Source organism: Actinomadura sp. 7K507, assembly GCF_004348425.1.
Taxonomy (GTDB): Bacteria; Actinomycetota; Actinomycetes; order Streptosporangiales; family Streptosporangiaceae; genus Spirillospora.
In genome coordinates this window covers 25,748-39,990 of record NZ_SMKK01000069.1, presented here as the reverse complement: position 1 = coordinate 39,990, position 14,243 = coordinate 25,748, and the positions used below count along the sequence as shown (strand labels likewise).

General features: G+C 69.0%; 15 protein-coding genes. 6 read left to right on the top strand and 9 right to left on the bottom strand.

The annotated features are described in order from the left end of the window. The coding region (locus tag E1285_RS17650; RefSeq protein WP_132153343.1) for a potassium/proton antiporter at window positions 1-1,366 on the top strand (1,366 nt) is incomplete at its 5' end. A 17-nt stretch (window positions 1,367-1,383) separates the two neighbouring features. On the opposite strand, the gene E1285_RS17645 is transcribed toward E1285_RS17650, so the two are convergent. Further along, window positions 1,384-2,001 carry a pyridoxamine 5'-phosphate oxidase family protein gene (locus tag E1285_RS17645; RefSeq protein WP_243722863.1) on the bottom strand — a complete coding sequence of 206 codons (618 nt, stop codon included), beginning with the start codon at window positions 1,999-2,001 and terminating at the stop codon, window positions 1,384-1,386. A gap of 134 nt (window positions 2,002-2,135) precedes the next feature. On the opposite strand from E1285_RS17645, the gene E1285_RS17640 reads away from it, so the two are divergent. The 3 genes from E1285_RS17640 to E1285_RS17630 all read left to right on the top strand — a co-directional run bounded on the left by E1285_RS17640 (window position 2,136) and on the right by E1285_RS17630 (window position 4,398). Then, window positions 2,136-2,492 carry a tetratricopeptide repeat protein gene (locus tag E1285_RS17640; protein ID WP_132153339.1) on the top strand — a complete coding sequence of 119 codons (357 nt, stop codon included), beginning with the start codon at window positions 2,136-2,138 and terminating at the stop codon, window positions 2,490-2,492. A 131-nt stretch (window positions 2,493-2,623) separates the two neighbouring features. Then, window positions 2,624-3,568, top strand: coding sequence for an ATP-binding cassette domain-containing protein (locus tag E1285_RS17635; protein WP_132153337.1), 945 nt, complete (start codon window positions 2,624-2,626; stop codon window positions 3,566-3,568). Further along, the gene (locus E1285_RS17630) at window positions 3,565-4,398 is read left to right on the top strand and encodes an ABC transporter permease (protein ID WP_132153335.1); all 834 of its coding nucleotides are present in this window, start codon (window positions 3,565-3,567) and stop codon (window positions 4,396-4,398) included. Before E1285_RS17635 ends, E1285_RS17630 begins: the two co-directional genes overlap by 4 nt. A 48-nt stretch (window positions 4,399-4,446) precedes the next feature. On the opposite strand, the gene E1285_RS17625 is transcribed toward E1285_RS17630, so the two are convergent. The 3 genes from E1285_RS17625 to E1285_RS17615 form a co-directional block, all read right to left on the bottom strand. Next, window positions 4,447-5,751 (bottom strand): alpha/beta hydrolase, encoded by a 1,305-nt coding sequence (locus E1285_RS17625; RefSeq protein ID WP_132153333.1) that lies wholly within the window; start codon window positions 5,749-5,751, stop codon window positions 4,447-4,449. Window positions 5,752-5,936: 185 nt separating this feature from the next. Next, window positions 5,937-6,806 carry a hypothetical protein gene (locus tag E1285_RS17620; RefSeq protein ID WP_132153331.1) on the bottom strand — a complete coding sequence of 290 codons (870 nt, stop codon included), beginning with the start codon at window positions 6,804-6,806 and terminating at the stop codon, window positions 5,937-5,939. A gap of 69 nt (window positions 6,807-6,875) precedes the next feature. Continuing rightward, a complete protein-coding gene (locus tag E1285_RS17615) occupies window positions 6,876-7,658 on the bottom strand; it encodes a class I SAM-dependent methyltransferase (RefSeq protein WP_132153329.1) in 783 nt (260 codons plus the stop codon). Window positions 7,659-7,922: 264 nt separating this feature from the next. Here E1285_RS17615 and E1285_RS17610 point away from each other — a divergent pair, with 264 nt between their 5' ends. Together E1285_RS17610 and E1285_RS17605 are read left to right on the top strand one after the other, a co-directional pair. Further along, complete coding sequence (locus E1285_RS17610; protein WP_132153327.1) at window positions 7,923-8,360, top strand: hypothetical protein; 438 nt, start codon at window positions 7,923-7,925, stop codon at window positions 8,358-8,360. A 75-nt stretch (window positions 8,361-8,435) separates the two neighbouring features. Beyond that, window positions 8,436-8,897, top strand: coding sequence for a hypothetical protein (locus E1285_RS17605; protein ID WP_165966657.1), 462 nt, complete (start codon window positions 8,436-8,438; stop codon window positions 8,895-8,897). Window positions 8,898-8,910: 13 nt separating this feature from the next. Here the strand turns inward: E1285_RS17605 and E1285_RS17600 are convergent, their stop codons facing one another. The 5 genes from E1285_RS17600 to E1285_RS17580 all read right to left on the bottom strand — a co-directional run bounded on the left by E1285_RS17600 (window position 8,911) and on the right by E1285_RS17580 (window position 13,367). Further along, window positions 8,911-10,059, bottom strand: coding sequence for a sulfotransferase (locus E1285_RS17600; protein ID WP_132153323.1), 1,149 nt, complete (start codon window positions 10,057-10,059; stop codon window positions 8,911-8,913). Window positions 10,060-10,072: 13 nt separating this feature from the next. Further along, entirely contained in the window at window positions 10,073-10,858 is a 786-nt protein-coding gene (locus E1285_RS17595; protein ID WP_132153321.1) for an SDR family oxidoreductase, read from the bottom strand. Then, a complete protein-coding gene (locus E1285_RS17590) occupies window positions 10,858-12,078 on the bottom strand; it encodes a hypothetical protein (protein WP_243722860.1) in 1,221 nt (406 codons plus the stop codon). The genes E1285_RS17595 and E1285_RS17590 overlap by 1 nt, the downstream gene beginning before the upstream one ends. Before the next feature lie 137 nt (window positions 12,079-12,215). Then, on the bottom strand, window positions 12,216-12,689 hold the full coding sequence (locus tag E1285_RS17585) for a nuclear transport factor 2 family protein (protein ID WP_132153319.1): 474 nt from the start codon (window positions 12,687-12,689) through the stop codon (window positions 12,216-12,218). A 210-nt stretch (window positions 12,690-12,899) separates the two neighbouring features. Then, window positions 12,900-13,367: a MarR family winged helix-turn-helix transcriptional regulator gene (locus E1285_RS17580; RefSeq protein WP_132153317.1), complete on the bottom strand. Its 468-nt coding sequence runs from the start codon at window positions 13,365-13,367 to the stop codon at window positions 12,900-12,902. Window positions 13,368-14,243: the final 876 nt, after the last annotated feature.

Here is a 14,243-nt window from a genome sequence, read left to right as displayed (position 1 = left end):
GGGCGGGCTGGGCCTGCAGTTCGACGACGCCCAGCTCGCCCAGGCCCTCGGCACGGGCGCGCTCGGCCTCATCCTCATCGAGGGCGGCCTGTCCACGTCGTGGGCGGACATACGGCGGCTGCTGGCGCCCGCCGGGGTGCTGGCCACCTTAGGCGTCGCCGTCTCGATGGTGGTCACGGCCACGGGCGCCCATCTGCTGCTGGGGATGGAGTGGCGCCTGGCGCTGCTGCTGGGCGCGATCGTGTCGTCCACCGACGCCGCGGCGACGTTCGCCGTCCTGCGGTCGCTGCCGCTGCCGTCCAAGGTCAGGGGCCTGCTGGAGGCCGAGTCGGGGCTCAACGACGCGCCCACGATCATCCTGGTGCTGGTGTTCAGCAGCACGGCAGCGGACTTCCCCAGCCCCGGGTACGTCGCGGGCAACCTGGTCTTCCAGCTGTCCGCGGGCGCCGCGCTGGGCCTGGTCACCGGACGCCTCGGCGTCATCGCGCTGCGCCGTATCGCGCTGCCCGCCACCGGCCTGTACCCGCTGGCCACCGTCGGCTTCGGCGTCATCGCGTTCGCCGCGGCCGGGACCGTGGGCGCCAGCGGCATCATCGCCGCCTACCTGTGCGGGCTGGTGCTGGGCAACTCCCGGCTGCCGCACCGCGCCGCGACCCGGTCGTTCGCCGAGGGCGCCGGCTGGCTGGCCCAGATCGGCCTGTTCGTGATGCTCGGCCTGCTGGTCGACCCCAGCGAGCTGCCGGGCGCGGTCGTGACGGCCATGGTGGTGGGCCTCGTCCTGCTGCTGGTCGCGCGGCCGATCTCGGTGCTGATGTGCCTGCCGGCGTTCCGCGTCCCGTGGCGCGAGCAGGCGTTCCTCTCGTGGGCGGGGCTGCGCGGCGCCGTGCCGATCGTGCTGGCCACCTTCCCCATCGTCTCCGGTGTGGACGGCGCGCTGGACCTGCTGCACATCGTGTTCGTGCTGGTCGTGGTGTTCACCCTGATCCAGGGGCCGAGCCTGCCCGCGGCGGCGCGGCTGCTCCGCGTGACCCAGCCGGGCCAGGCCCGCGAGGTGAACGTCGAGGCCGCCCCGCTGGACGTGCTCGACGCCGAGCTGCTCACGCTGACCGTCCCGCGCGGCTCCCGGCTGCACGGAGTCGAGATCGCCGAGCTGCGCCTGCCCGCCGCGGCGGTCGTCAGCCTGATCGTCCGCGAGGGCACGGCACTGGTCCCCGGCCCCACCACCGTTCTGGCCGAGGAGGACGAGATCCTCATCGTCGCCACCGAGGCCGTCCGGGAGACCACCGAACGCCGCCTGCGCGCGGTGGGCCGCCGCGGACGCCTCGCCTACTGGCTGGGCGAGCGCGGGGACCCGGAGACAGGCTGAGCGGAGGCCGACTGAGGTCAGTACTGGTTGTGGACGGCGTCCCGGTCCAGGTCGGCGTCGATGACGTCCGCCGAGACCTCCTTGATCCCGATCTGGTCCTTCGCGATCTGGCCGAGGGTCGGGAGGGACTTGCGGTCCGGCCAGGTCTCGGGCTTCCAGAGCGACGAGCGCAGGAACGCCTTCGAGCAGTGCATGTACAGCTCTTCGACCTGGATGACGAGCGCCAGGTGCGGGCGCTTGCCCCGGACCTCCAGGTCGTCGAAGAACGGCGCGTCCGAGACGAGCGTCGCGCGGCCGTTGACGCGCAGCGTCTCGGCCATCCCCGGTACCAGGAACAGCAGGCCGGCCCGGGGATTGCGCAGGATGTTGCGGAAGCTGTCGGTCCGCCGGTTGCCCGGCCGGTCGGCGATCACCAGCGTGTGGTCGTCGAGGACCAGCACCGAGCCGGCGGGGTCGCCGCGCGGGGAGACGTCGCAGGTGCCGTCCGGGTCCGACGTCGCCAGCAGCACGAGCGGCGAGTGGGCGATGAGCGTGCGGGCGTGCTCGTCGATCCGGCCGATGTCCTTGTCGATGACGAACTGGCCGGGTTCCTTCACGACCTCGCGGAGTTCGGCTTCACTGGCCACCACGCGCATTTCAGGCAGAGTCCCCATTTTAGGCAAGGTAATCCTAAGTTCGTTCATGGTCAAAGCGATCCCCCAGTTCACGCGCCGGGAACAACCGGCCCACCGTTCCGGTTCATGGGGTGAACCCACGGAGAGGGGGCCACATGACCGTGTACGAGGACTTCCAGCGGGCGACCCTGTTCTTCGACGCCAAGGACTACGCCGGGGCGTCGCGCATCCTGGCCCCGATCGTGGCGGAGCACGGCGAGAACCGGGCGGCCGTCGAACTGCTCGGCCGGGCGTACTTCCACAGCGCCCAGCTCGGACGCGCGGAGGAGACGTTCCGCCGGCTCGTCGATCTGGACCCGTCCAACGGCTGGGCCTACGAGGCCCTGGCCCGCACCCTGGAGCGGCGCAGCCGCCCGGACGAGGCCAGGGGCTTCCGCAAGCTGGCCGCCGCCATGGGCGTCGACCCGGCGCCCGGGACCGAAGTCGCGGTCACCGCCGCCGACCTGGCCTGACCACACCGTCGGCGCTGATCCCGCCCACCCGGCGTACCTGACGAAAGTCGGGTGTGCCGGGTGGCGATCGGCCACTGCGGGCGCCTCCCGCCGCTCCCTACGTTGCGGGGAGACGACGAGCGGGAGCGCACATGATCACTCTTTCCGGGCTGACCAAACGCTACGGCGGGACGACCGCCGTAGCGGACCTTTCCTTGCGGATAGAACCAGGCCTGGTGACCGGTTTCCTCGGCCCGAACGGCGCCGGGAAGTCCACGACCATGCGAATGATCATGGGCCTGGACGAGCCGACGGCGGGCACGGCGCTCGTCTCCGGCCGCCGCTACGTCGAGTTCCGGCATCCATTGCGCGAGGTGGGGGCTCTGCTGGAGGCCAAATCCCTCCACCCCAGCCGCGGCGCCCGCAACCACCTGCTGGCGATGGCGCGCAGCAACGGGATCCCCCGCCGGCGCGTGGACGAGGTACTGGGCCTGGTCGGGCTGACGGACGTCGCGGCCAAGCGGGCCGGGGCGTACTCGCTGGGAATGGGCCAGCGGCTCGGCATCGCCGGGGCGCTCCTCGGCGACCCGCCGGTCCTGATGTTCGACGAGCCGGTGAACGGGCTCGACCCGGACGGCGTCCGCTGGGTGCGCGAGCTGATGCGCTCCCTCGCCGCGGAGGGCCGGACCATCTTCGTGTCCAGCCACCTGATGAGCGAGATGGAGATGACCGCCGACCGCCTGGTGGTGATCGGTAGGGGCAGGCTCATCGCCGACGCGCCGATCACCGAGATCCTCGCCGGAAGCTCCCGGCACCGCGTCAAGGTCCGCGGCCCGCACCCGCAGGGCCTGCGGGACCTGGCCGACCGGTTGGCGCGGGACGGCGTCACAGCCGAAACGATCTCGCCCGGGGAGCTGCTGCTCTCGGGCACCACCGTCGAACCCGTCGGCGAGCTGGCCCACCGCCTGGGGCTCCTCCTGCACGAACTCAGCCCGCAGGAGGCCACGCTTGAACAGGCCTACATGGAACTGACCGCCGAAAGCGTCGAGTTCACCGCTTCCGCGCCCGCGCCCGCGTCCCGGATGGAGGCCCGATGACCGCCGCGACCGAGGACCGCACGCCGGGCACGTCGACCGGAGGAAGCCCGCTGGGCACCCCGACCGGGGGCCGGCTGCCGGGCGCGGTGGCCGCCGAGTGGACCAAGGCGTGGACCGTCCGCAGCACCTGGTGGACCCTGTTCGCCGCCGCCGTCCTGATGGGGCTGGCCTGCCTCCAGCTCACCATCTTCACCGTCAACGCCAACGAGAACGACGACCCGGCGGACGACAAGGGCGTCGTCGGGATCGGGACGATCGCGATCCGCGCCGTGGACCTGGTCCAGTTCGTGCTGATCGGGCTGGCCATGCTGCTGGTCACCAGCGAGTACTCCACCGGGACGATCCGCGCGACGCTCCAGTGGATCCCGCGCAGAGGCGAGATGCTGGTGGCCAAGACCCTGGTGGTGGCCGTCATCGGGGGCGTGACCGGTACCGTCCTCGCGGTGGCCGGGTCTCTGGGGTCCCTGCCGCTGCTCGGCCACTGGGGAGAGTTCGAGACCGCCGCCTGGCTCGGCGACGTCCTCGCCGTCGGCGCCTACATGACCCTGATCTGCGTCTTCTCCGTGGGCGTCGCCACCGTGCTGCCCAGCGCGGTGGGCACGCTGATCGTCCTCTTCCTCGTCATCATGGTGGCGCCCGCCAGCCTCCAGGCGAGCAACATCACCGCGTTCGAACGCGTCGCGGACTTCATGCCCGCCGTCGCCGGGGCGGCGTTCATGCGCGGCGAGTCCGAGACGTACCCGCCGGCGCTCGGCCTTCTGATCCTCGCCGCCTGGGCGGCGGCCGCACTAGCCGCCGCCCACACCGCCCTGAACCGCCGCGACGCCTGACGGGGGCACCCGGGGCGGGCCGGGTGCCGCCCCCCCGGCCGGGCGCCGTCAGTTCGGGTGGTCGTTGAGCTGGACGGAGATGCGGTGCTCGCTGGACGGCCAGCTCGGGACGACCAGCGCGTCGATGCGGCCTTGACCGCCGCGAGGCCGGGCGACGATCGAGGTGGGACGCCGTCCGGCCGGGACGTAGAGGTCCATGCCGGTGATGAAAGGTGTGGAGAAGAACGCCGGGATGGGTTCGCCGAGATCGGTGACGCGATCGACGCCCGCGTCGTAGGCGAACATCCCGATGGCGCGCTTGGTGCGCGGGGCGTTCGCGGCGTTCAGGATCTCGCGCCCGTTGATCCGCAGCGAGTCGCCGTCCCGCCCCTGGTCGCCCCACCATTCCTTCTGGCGGCTGATGCTGAAGGCGGAATGGTGGTCACCGGTCTCCACGAGCCCCGACAGCCCCTCGCCGGGACGGCTCGTCAGCAGCCGGACGACCCGGTCGGTACGCAGGAACGGCTGGAAGTACAGGTGGTGGACGGACTCCTCGTTCCACACGACCGCGAACTCGTAGTGGGCGTGGCCGCTGGCCTTGAACGGCCCCCACGCCCCGTCCCCGGTGAGCTGGTAGGTGGCGAGCGGACGGCGACCGAGGCGCTTTCCGGTAAGCGGGTTCACCCGGTAGATCTCCAGCCGGGCACCCGCCGCGCCAACGTTCGACGGGAACAGGACCGCGCGTCCCGACAGGGAGATGTGCCGCTGCGGCTCGATCCGGGTCGTGCGAGGCGCTTGGCCGTTGAGGAACTCGTAGACCTTGGCGAAGGTCTCGGGCGAGGTCACCACCTGGGTGTGGGCCTGCCCGGAGAAATACACGTTCGTGGCGCCCTCGACCCGGCGTTCTGTCGACCCCTCACCCCACACGGCCAGCGTCGGGACTCCGCCCGGCAGGCTCTCCGACGTCGCCCCGTCGAGGTTGACGTAGTGCTCGACGGTCGCCGCCCGCTCAGGCGAGCTGCGCAGGTAGCTCTGCATGAGGGAGGTGCCGAGCGAGTGGGCGAGGAGGTCCACCTTGGCGGCGCGGGTCTCGTCGAGGAGCCGCGCGATGCGGTCGTCCAGGGACGCGAAGACCTGCTCCACGGTGTTCACGGTGAACGTCGAGTCGTACTCGTGGGCCTCGATGTACCGGGCCGGGTACCCGTTGGACGCCAGGCGACGCGCCTGGGTCTCGAACTGGCCGGCGGAGCCGCTGAACCCGTGCACGAACACCACGGGACGCGGACGTTCGCGGCGTCCGTCCGCGTGCGCGGGCGAGACGACCGACAGGGACAGCAGCAGGACGCAAAGCAGGGCGACGAGCCTTCGCAACATCGGAACGGACCCTTCTGGTGACCATCCGGGCCCAAAGCGTCTGATCTTGAGGGGATGCCGTCAAGACTTTTCCCGCCACACTGTGCCCGCTCCCAGCCACCGGCCCACGGAATGGTTCTGCCGCCCCCCGGACGGCCACCGGACGCCGCTTCCCTCGGCGGCCGTCCGGGGGCAGCGCTGAAGAGTCATCCGATCTCGGCGGTACTGGGGACGTGCTGACCGTCGATCTGGAAGATCGCGAGGTAGTACTCGGGCTCCTCGCACCGGGCACCGCCACCGCCGTCCGGCTCGGCGGCGAGCCGCTCCCGGCTGATCATCATGATGGCGGTCCTCTCACGGCAGCCGGACACGACGAAGGCGAAACGCCGATAGGCCGCGCCGCTGTCAGGACCGTCCGGGTCGAGCCGGGACACGGCGTCCCCGGGCAGCGGCTTCACGAAGTCCTCGAACTGGTCGGGCTGGCTCACCTCGGCGGCCCTTGCGGAGCCGCGCGGCCGCTCTTCGAGCTTCCCGAATTCCAGAAGTTCCGCCGGGCTCACCGGGTCGGCCTGCCCCAGGAACGCACCGCCCAGGGCGACGTCGTCCGGCACCTTGGCCTCGTCCACCGCGAACACGGCCAGGTTGTCGAATGGCGCGGCGCACTCCTCGTACGTGTTCGTCCCCGTGAGCTCCGGACCCAGCTGCCCCGGGCCGTGGCTGGCCAGACGCACGCCGTCCGCGCTGGTACAACCACTGCCGAAGGAGAACACCAGCACGGCCTCCCGACCGTAGTCGCGCCCGAGGACGGCTTCCTGGAACCGCTCGAAGTCGCTCTCGCCCCAAGTCGCGAACCAGCCGCTCGCGGCCTTCGCGTCGGTGCGGCTGCGCAGCACGGTCTCCAGCTTCGGGAGACCGGCGCCGCCGTACTGGTAGAACTCCAGCAGCTCCGCGTCCACGGTCTTGCCGGTCTTAGCTGCCGGCGGGGACGGCCCGCCGGCTCGTACCGCCACCGCGATGCCGGCCACGACCAGGAGCGCGATCACCCCGACGACGACCGCGATTCCGCGTCGTCTCATGCCGGGTTGGACGGCATGCTCCGGGCCGGGGTTCCGGGACGTTCCGCGACGTTCCGGCGCAGCCTCCGGTTACCCCGGCTTGGTGACGCGGATCTTTGACTGGCCGTGCGGAAGTTCTTCCCAGTCGTCCATGAAGCGAGCGGTGAAACCGTGCTTCTCGGCGAGCGCGGTCAGCGTTTCGGTGCGGTAGTAGAAGTCCTCCCGCAGGACGTGGTGTTCGGTTCCTTCGGTGCGGTCGAAGGTGAAGTCGAAGAAGCCGCCGGGGACCAGGACGCGTCCGACATTGGCGAGGCATTCGTCGATGACGCCGATCGGCGAGTGGCTGAACACGCTGTGCGCGTGCACGACAGAGAAGTGGTCGGACGGGAGGAACTGCAGCTTAAGGTCGTTGACGAGCGTCATATGCGGGAGCTTGTCGCCCAGCCCTTGGCGGACGAGGGTGTTCTGCCCGGCGAGCAGGATGTCGGGCGAGATGTCGATGCCGTAGTAGTTGCCGCTGTCGAGGTAGTCGATGAACCGCCACCCGGCCCGCAGGTTCCCGCAGCCGATCTCAAGCATCCGGTCATCGGGCTTGAGGCCGTGTTTCACCAGGTAGTCGAATTGCATCTGGCCGAGCTTGAGCCAGCGCTCGTGGGACCGGCTACCGACCGCGGCCTCGGGGTTCTTGGCCGTGTCGGACCTCATGACGGCCCTGTAGTAGGCCACGTGGTCACGGCTGGAAACGCGGAATTTCAGATCGCGTGCCGTCCGGGACAGGTACGTTTTGATCTTGTCGGGGTTCTGGGCGGCGTATCGCAGTTTGTAGGTCAGGCTCGCGCGATTCCTACGCGTGGGCGGGACCGGTTCGGTCATCGGCTCGTCCCCTAAAAGTGCACTTCGGGAAAGCAACGTCCAGTACCTGACCGGACATGATGGCACAGGTGCCCTACCCCGGCCACCACATCGATAAGCCGCGTTGCACGTGAAGGCTCGCCTAAGAGCCGGGCGTCATGATCAGGGTGCGCCCGCGTCCTCATCCCGGCTTCTTGACCGGCTCACTTTTGCGATACAAGGTGGGACGGTCACAGGACCGCCTCGAATCCGTTCGGGTATGCCCAAGAGGCGCCGGAGGTACCCATGAGTCCCGATGACGGCGACGATGGCGGCGGCGACAGCGACGACCGCAGGGCGGCCGTGGAGCGGAGGGGACGGCGGGACCTGTCCGAATACCCGTCGCGGTGGCCGGTGAGCGGATGGGCGAAACTCGGAACCGTCGCGTTCGTGCTTGCGCTTTTCGTCCTGCCCGCCGTGATGACGTACACGCACCTGTTCGGCCGGGAAGTGTCGGTGCGGATCGACCGGTGCGATCTCCCGTCACGCACCGGTGACGGGTGCCGCGGTTCGTGGACGGATTCGCGCGGGGAGCGGAACACCACCACCCTGTGGCATGTCGGAGAAGAGGACCAGGGCCGGACGGTGAAGGCGCGGCTCGGCCCCATGGGCGCGCACACCGGCGGCCTCTCGGGGGACTGGCTCGTATTCCTGATGCTGCTGCCGCTGCTCGGAATCCCCTAGTACCTCCTGGCCTTGCGGAGCCTTGACCGCAGCGCCGCGGAAGGGCTCCTGATCGGTTCCGAGTCTTTCCTGACCATGATCGTGGATCACGAACGGGCGCGCCGCCGGGACCGGAAGGAGTACCTATGTGTCCGTTTCGATGATCCGGACGTGCGGCTCCCCGAAGGGCCGGAACGGGGGTGCCTCGCCTCCGTCCGGCGGCCGGACGGAGACATCGCGTTCCTCATCGAGCGTCGCGCAGACCAGATCCTGGTGCTCGGCGTGGACGGAGAGCGCGAAGCCGTGATCTCCCGTCCCGAGCGCGGGTCTGGCGGCCCCCGGATCGAGCTGCCGGACGGCACCCTTCTGGCAGAGGTCACAGGAACCGGCGGCCGTTACGGCAAGGGCGTCCGCGCCATCGCCGTCCCGGACGGAACCGAGGTCGGCCAGTTCGGCAAGCTGCGGAGCCGGAGATGGGCGCTGCGCCTGTTCGTCGACCATTCGCCTGCGCTGACCAACGCGGTCATCGCCTACCTGTTCACCGCTGGCCGCAGCTGATGGGCGGGGTTGTTCAGAGGGTGTGGCCGGCGAACCGTTCGTCCACCTGCTCGGCTGTCAGACCGAAGTCTTCGAGGGCATAGCGGTGCGCGGGCTTGGCGGCGCCCGTGGCGCTTTCCTGGTGGAGGTCGGTCATCGCCGTCCGGGCGTCGTCGCTGAACGGGAGCCCGAATTGCTGGTAGACGCTCTCGACCGTGCTGATCGGGTCGCGGACGAAGTCGTCATAGTGGACGTCCACGAACTGCGCGGGGTCGTGACGGGCCCGTTCGGCGTGGAATAGTTCGAGGCCGCGGCTCCACAGTTCGAGCTGGTCGCGGCCGAGCGTGGCGCCGGTGAAGACGTCCGACCAGCCCTCGGTGGCGTGGGCGGCGAGGCTGCACATGGACGCCATCGCGGTACGCGGGTCCCGGTGTGTCTGGACGATCAGCGCGTCTGGGTAGACGTCCAGCAGCGCGTCCAGGGCGAACAGGTGGCTGGGGTTCTTCAGTATCCAGCGGTGTCCGGTGTCGTTCAGGCCGATGAGCTGGAGGTTGCGGCGGTGCCTGCGGTAGGCGGGCGTCCAGTCCTGCTCGGCGAGCCAGGACGAGTAGGTCGGCAGGTGCGCCAGGCTTTCGAAGGAGATCGACAGCATGCTCTGGCGGAGGAGCTGCCAGCACTCTTCGACGGAGTCCGCCGAGATGTAGTGGACGCCCATGAATTCGGGGTTCTCGATGTGGTGGCGCCGGTATCCGGCGTCGATGGCCTGGAAGACCGGGTCGTCCTCCCAGGTCGCGCGGGGCGGGCGCGGCTGCGGCACCTCGGCGAGCCACAGGTCGAGGCCCTGGTGGGCGGGGTCGGCGGTGAGGAGCCGGTGCAGCGCGGTGGTGCCGGTGCGGGGCAGGCCGGTGACGAAGACGGGACGTTCGATGGGGACGTCGGCGTGCTCGGGGTGCCGCAGCCAGGCCGCTTCGGAGAACTGCCGTGCGGCCAGCGCGCCGCGCACCATCGCGCGCTGTGCCTTGTTTCCGAAGGGGGTGAGCGCGGCGTCCTTGGACAGGGACTCCAGGAGGACTTCCAGGCCTTCCAGGTAGTCGTCCTCGCCGAAACCGTCCATGCCGGTGATCTTGCGGGCCGAGGCGTGGAGGTCCTCGACCGTGCCGACGCCGTCGCGGCCTGAGCTCATCGGTGCGCCTTTCTCAGTGGTGCCATTCGCCGGAGTTGACGTCCAGGCATTGCCCGGTGATCGCGCGGGCCAGCGGCGACAGCATGAACACGACGGCGTCGGCGACCTCGTCGGGTTCTGGCAGTTTGCGCAGGTCCGTGGTCTCGGCGTTCTCGTCGTAGATCTGCTGGGACGTGACGCCGCGTTTCTTGGCGAGGTGGTTGAAGTACCACTGGAGGTTGTCGGCCCAGATGTATCCGGGGGCGATCGTGTTGACACGGACACCGCGCGGACCGAGTTCGGTCGCGAGGTTCTGCGCCATGGCGAGGAGGGCGGCCTTGGCCATCTTGTAGGCGCCGAACGTCCTGCGGGAATGCCTCAGCACCGCCGAGTTGACCATCACCACCGAGCCCTTGCTCTCTTCGAGGGCCGGGACGAAGAGGCGGGTGAGGTGGAGGGCGGCGAGGACGTTCGTCTCGAATCCGCGCCTGACCGCGTCGAGGTCGACTTTGGTGAGGTCTTTCAGCGGCGGGGTCGCGAAGGCGTTGTTGACGAGACCGTCCACGCGTCCGAAGGAGTCGCGCGCCGTCTCGGCCAGCCGTTCGCAGGCCGCCGGATCGTTGATGTCGGTCGGGACGGCAACAGCGCGGCGGCCGATCTCCTCGACTTCCTTGGCGACCTCTTTGAGTCGCTCCTCGTTACGCGCGGCGAGCACCACATCGGCACCGGCCTTGGCGCACTGGACGGCGAGGCCACGTCCCAGACCGGGACCGACACCGGAGATGACGATGACGCGGTTTTCCAGGAGTTCCGGGGCCATCAGCCGAGCATCCTCTTCGCGACGGCGACCTGCCGGGCGGTGATCCGTTCTTTCCACTCCTGCTCGGTGACCCGCTGCCGCTCGTAGTGCGGAAGGCGGCTCGGCAGCTCGTCGAACCGCACCACCTCAAAGGTCGGGCCGTCTTCGGGGGTGAGGTCACGAGTGATCCGCTGCCACCGGAATTGGAGGTAGCCGCGTCGATGGCCGGTCCGCTCGATCCAGTTGGCGAGGCCGGGATCGCGCTCGCTGACGACGTACCGGATCATGCCGTCGTCGTCCACATGCGCCTGGTCGGCGGTGAGGCTCGTCTGGTGGTTGATGTAGTCGAGCGAGACGTACCACATGCTGCCGAGCTGGAACCCCTGGTAGGGCGCCACGTCCCGGTCGGCCGCCGGCGCGGTGATCACCATGACCTCGTCGTCGTCCAGGTCGTAGTGGCCGACGGACGAGAACTGCGTGGCCAGCCCGCCGGGCGTGGACCGAGGCTCGGTCAGCGTGTTGACCGGCAGCTTCAGGTAGTGCCACTCGGGGAACGCCAGGAAGGTGCGGATCCGCGCCACCAGCATCTTCCCGGCCACCTCGTACCGCCGAGCCATCCGTTCGGACGGGACGGACGGCGGGGACGTGCCGAGCGTGTCGGCGCGATGGATGCGAATCTCGCCCGGCCGCTCGTTCTCCCAGTCGCTGAACACTTCCCGGACGATCAGCATCGCGGAACCAGGCGCCACTGGGACGTAGTCGGAACCCGCGTCCTCCTTGGGTGGCCCGAACGTGAGCTGGAACGTCCCGTCCGCCGCGATGTCCAGCTCACGGTCGTCGAACGCGGTGAGGCTGTCAGGCGACTGACTGGGCGAGTAGTCGCCGTTCATGATCTGGAAACTGAGGTCGGCAGTCGTGCCGCGCCGCCCGGTGACGACGTACTCCGCGTCGTCCCGGATGTAGGCGTGGAAGTAGAGCGTGTCCGGGTTGTCGAGACCGAGCTTGGTGTAAGGCCCGGTGGACGAGGCGAAGTACGGATAGTCCTGCTGGTACGCCTGCACCATGTGCAGGGACGCCTTGATACTGCCGGCGAGATAGTCCAGCCCCTCCGCCAGATCCTGATCGGTCTTGACGTGCGGCGCGCTGCGGATGATCTGCTCGGCCTCGGCGACCGCCTCAGCGAACGAGCGCGTGGCCGAGGCGGTTTCGTCGGTCTGACCTGCGGCTGAGTCGATGGCCACCGGACTCCCCTGGGATCGCATCATCGCGTTGGGTTGACGAAGCCTCTTGCACAGTGCAGATCGCACCTTCTCTGCAAGAGGCCCATCGTCGGACGGACGGTAGAACGCGTTCTAGACAGCGTCAACGCCGATCCCGGTCACTGGGAGTCCGGGATCCCGGCGGTGAACTTGAGGCTGGGCATGTCGTCCAGCGACACGATGTACTCGTACGTGCGCTTGTGCCCGGTCTTCTCGACCCGCCAGCGCCCGTCCTCACACTTCCGGTAGGTGTCGTGGTAGAACGCGGCACCCCGGATGAGCAGCCGCTGCTCGATGAGGATGATCGAGTCGTCCAGCCCCCACGTGCCGGTCGCACGATCCCCGTCCACATCGATCTCGGGTGCACCGGCCGTGTGCGTGGAGATCTTGTCGGGGCCCAGATTGCCCCGCATGTACTCGACGATCGCGTCCCGCCCCTCCAGACGGAGCACCTTGCCCAGCACAGGGGTGTCGTACTCGGCGACGGCGTCCTCGGTGAACACCTCGGCGAACTCGTCCCACAGCTTCAGATCGACGCTGCGCAGGTAGCGGTACTTGAGCCGCCGAATCTCTTCCAGAGTCACCAGATCCATGCGGACTAGCCTGCTCCCCCCCACCGCCAGAAGACAAGAACATGTTCTACTGAACGAGCCGAGCCCCCGCCAGCGAGAAGCCAGCTCGACGACGTACCGCTTGCCGCGAGCCTTCGGCGCCGAGCCGGGGCCTCCACTGCGTCCGCCCCATCGCGGGGCAGGGCCCGGACGCAACGGGCACCGTCCAGGCCCCTCCTGCTCTACCGATTTCTAGATGTGAGTGCTGCCGGTGTTCCGCATCATTTGCCGGAGGACTTTCAACGTGGTCACATAGTCGGCGTCGTCAATGCCCCGGTGAATACGCTCGCGAATTGCCGGAGCGTGCTGCTTGGCATTGACGCGGGCTTCCTCTCCCGCCTCGCTGATCCACCAGCGTCCGTCACCGTCACGGGTGAGCCAGCCGCGCTCCAGCAGAACCCGCGCCTCAGCCTCCAGGTCATCCTCGGACCTGAGGTAGGAGCTCATGGCTTCCCGGAGCTCGGGGATGGTCATGCCCTTGCCGTCAGGCGAGATATCGTTCTTCGAAAGGTTACGTAGCAACCAGAACTGGGGCTGGGTGGGGCCGAATTCGGCTAGTCGGGCCCTGGTGAACGCAATAAGGGCCTCATAGGCCACCCCGGTCCAGTAGGCGGCCGGCTGGCCGGCAAGGTCGGCGTCGGAAATCTCTCGAGTGGTCATCTACGGCACTCCCATCGTGATCGCTGATACAAACACCGTAGAACCACAAGTTAACTTAAGGTCAAACCCACGACGACAGAGGCCGGGCGCTGCGAACCAAGGCCTCGGACATCACCCGACCCCCAATCCGGCGGCGACGTGCTTCGCCACTCCCACCACCCTCGCCTTCTCCTCCTCGCCGGCCGTTCATGGGCGCGAGCCGACACGTCCACGACCACATCGGAGACCCGGAACTTGGCGTGGATGTCGAAGACCTCGATGCGGGCGGTCGGGATGACGTGCGCCGCCTTGCCGGTCGTGCGGTTACCCTTTTCTCCAAGGTTCCCCGGTGTCATCGGCGAGCCGACCCCGGACGCAATTACCGTGCCAGATCCCCAACGAGTCCGCCGCCCGCTCCGGCCCAGTCTGCTCCATCGTCGCGTGCTTGGTGTCGGCGAAGACCCGCACCGTCCGGAACGGTCGGTCAACACCTTTCGGGACACTGCTCCACATGCACTCCGACCGGTCATCACGCCCCAACCCGATCAATCCCTCGGGCTTGGAGCCCCCGGGCTCCCGCGCGCCATCGCGCACCAACGGTGCAAGCGTCGCCGCATCAGGCAAGATCTCGCAGGCGTCGACGGCATCGAACCGTCCGTCCGAGTTGAAGAGGCCCAGCCGCCCCCCGACCACCGCACACATCCGCCGCCGAGGACACCAGAGGCGGAAGGGAAGTTTTCGAGACCGTGGACGGCATCCGGCTCGAATTGGATGGGTCGGGCACGCGACCGCCGCCGACGAGACAGGCAGGTTGAGCGGGCCCGGCATCTTCATGGTCGTGGAAGTGCTGCCCAGCTAACCCGCCGACGTAGTAGCCATCCCGCTGCTCCGCGCAGG

Coding starts and splice junctions, on each gene's coding strand:
- E1285_RS17640 (WP_132153339.1), top strand. CDS start 2,136: ATGACCGTGTACGAGGACTTCCAGCGGGCGACCCTGTTCTTCGACGCC.
- E1285_RS17600 (WP_132153323.1), bottom strand. CDS start 10,059: ATGAGCTCAGGCCGCGACGGCGTCGGCACGGTCGAGGACCTCCACGCC.
- E1285_RS17645 (WP_243722863.1), bottom strand. CDS start 2,001: ATGCGCGTGGTGGCCAGTGAAGCCGAACTCCGCGAGGTCGTGAAGGAA.
- E1285_RS17630 (WP_132153335.1), top strand. CDS start 3,565: ATGACCGCCGCGACCGAGGACCGCACGCCGGGCACGTCGACCGGAGGA.
- E1285_RS17635 (WP_132153337.1), top strand. CDS start 2,624: ATGATCACTCTTTCCGGGCTGACCAAACGCTACGGCGGGACGACCGCC.
- E1285_RS17580 (WP_132153317.1), bottom strand. CDS start 13,367: ATGACCACTCGAGAGATTTCCGACGCCGACCTTGCCGGCCAGCCGGCC.
- E1285_RS17625 (WP_132153333.1), bottom strand. CDS start 5,751: ATGTTGCGAAGGCTCGTCGCCCTGCTTTGCGTCCTGCTGCTGTCCCTG.
- E1285_RS17605 (WP_165966657.1), top strand. CDS start 8,436: ATGATCGTGGATCACGAACGGGCGCGCCGCCGGGACCGGAAGGAGTAC.
- E1285_RS17620 (WP_132153331.1), bottom strand. CDS start 6,806: ATGAGACGACGCGGAATCGCGGTCGTCGTCGGGGTGATCGCGCTCCTG.
- E1285_RS17585 (WP_132153319.1), bottom strand. CDS start 12,689: ATGGATCTGGTGACTCTGGAAGAGATTCGGCGGCTCAAGTACCGCTAC.
- E1285_RS17610 (WP_132153327.1), top strand. CDS start 7,923: ATGAGTCCCGATGACGGCGACGATGGCGGCGGCGACAGCGACGACCGC.
- E1285_RS17595 (WP_132153321.1), bottom strand. CDS start 10,858: ATGGCCCCGGAACTCCTGGAAAACCGCGTCATCGTCATCTCCGGTGTC.
- E1285_RS17615 (WP_132153329.1), bottom strand. CDS start 7,658: ATGACCGAACCGGTCCCGCCCACGCGTAGGAATCGCGCGAGCCTGACC.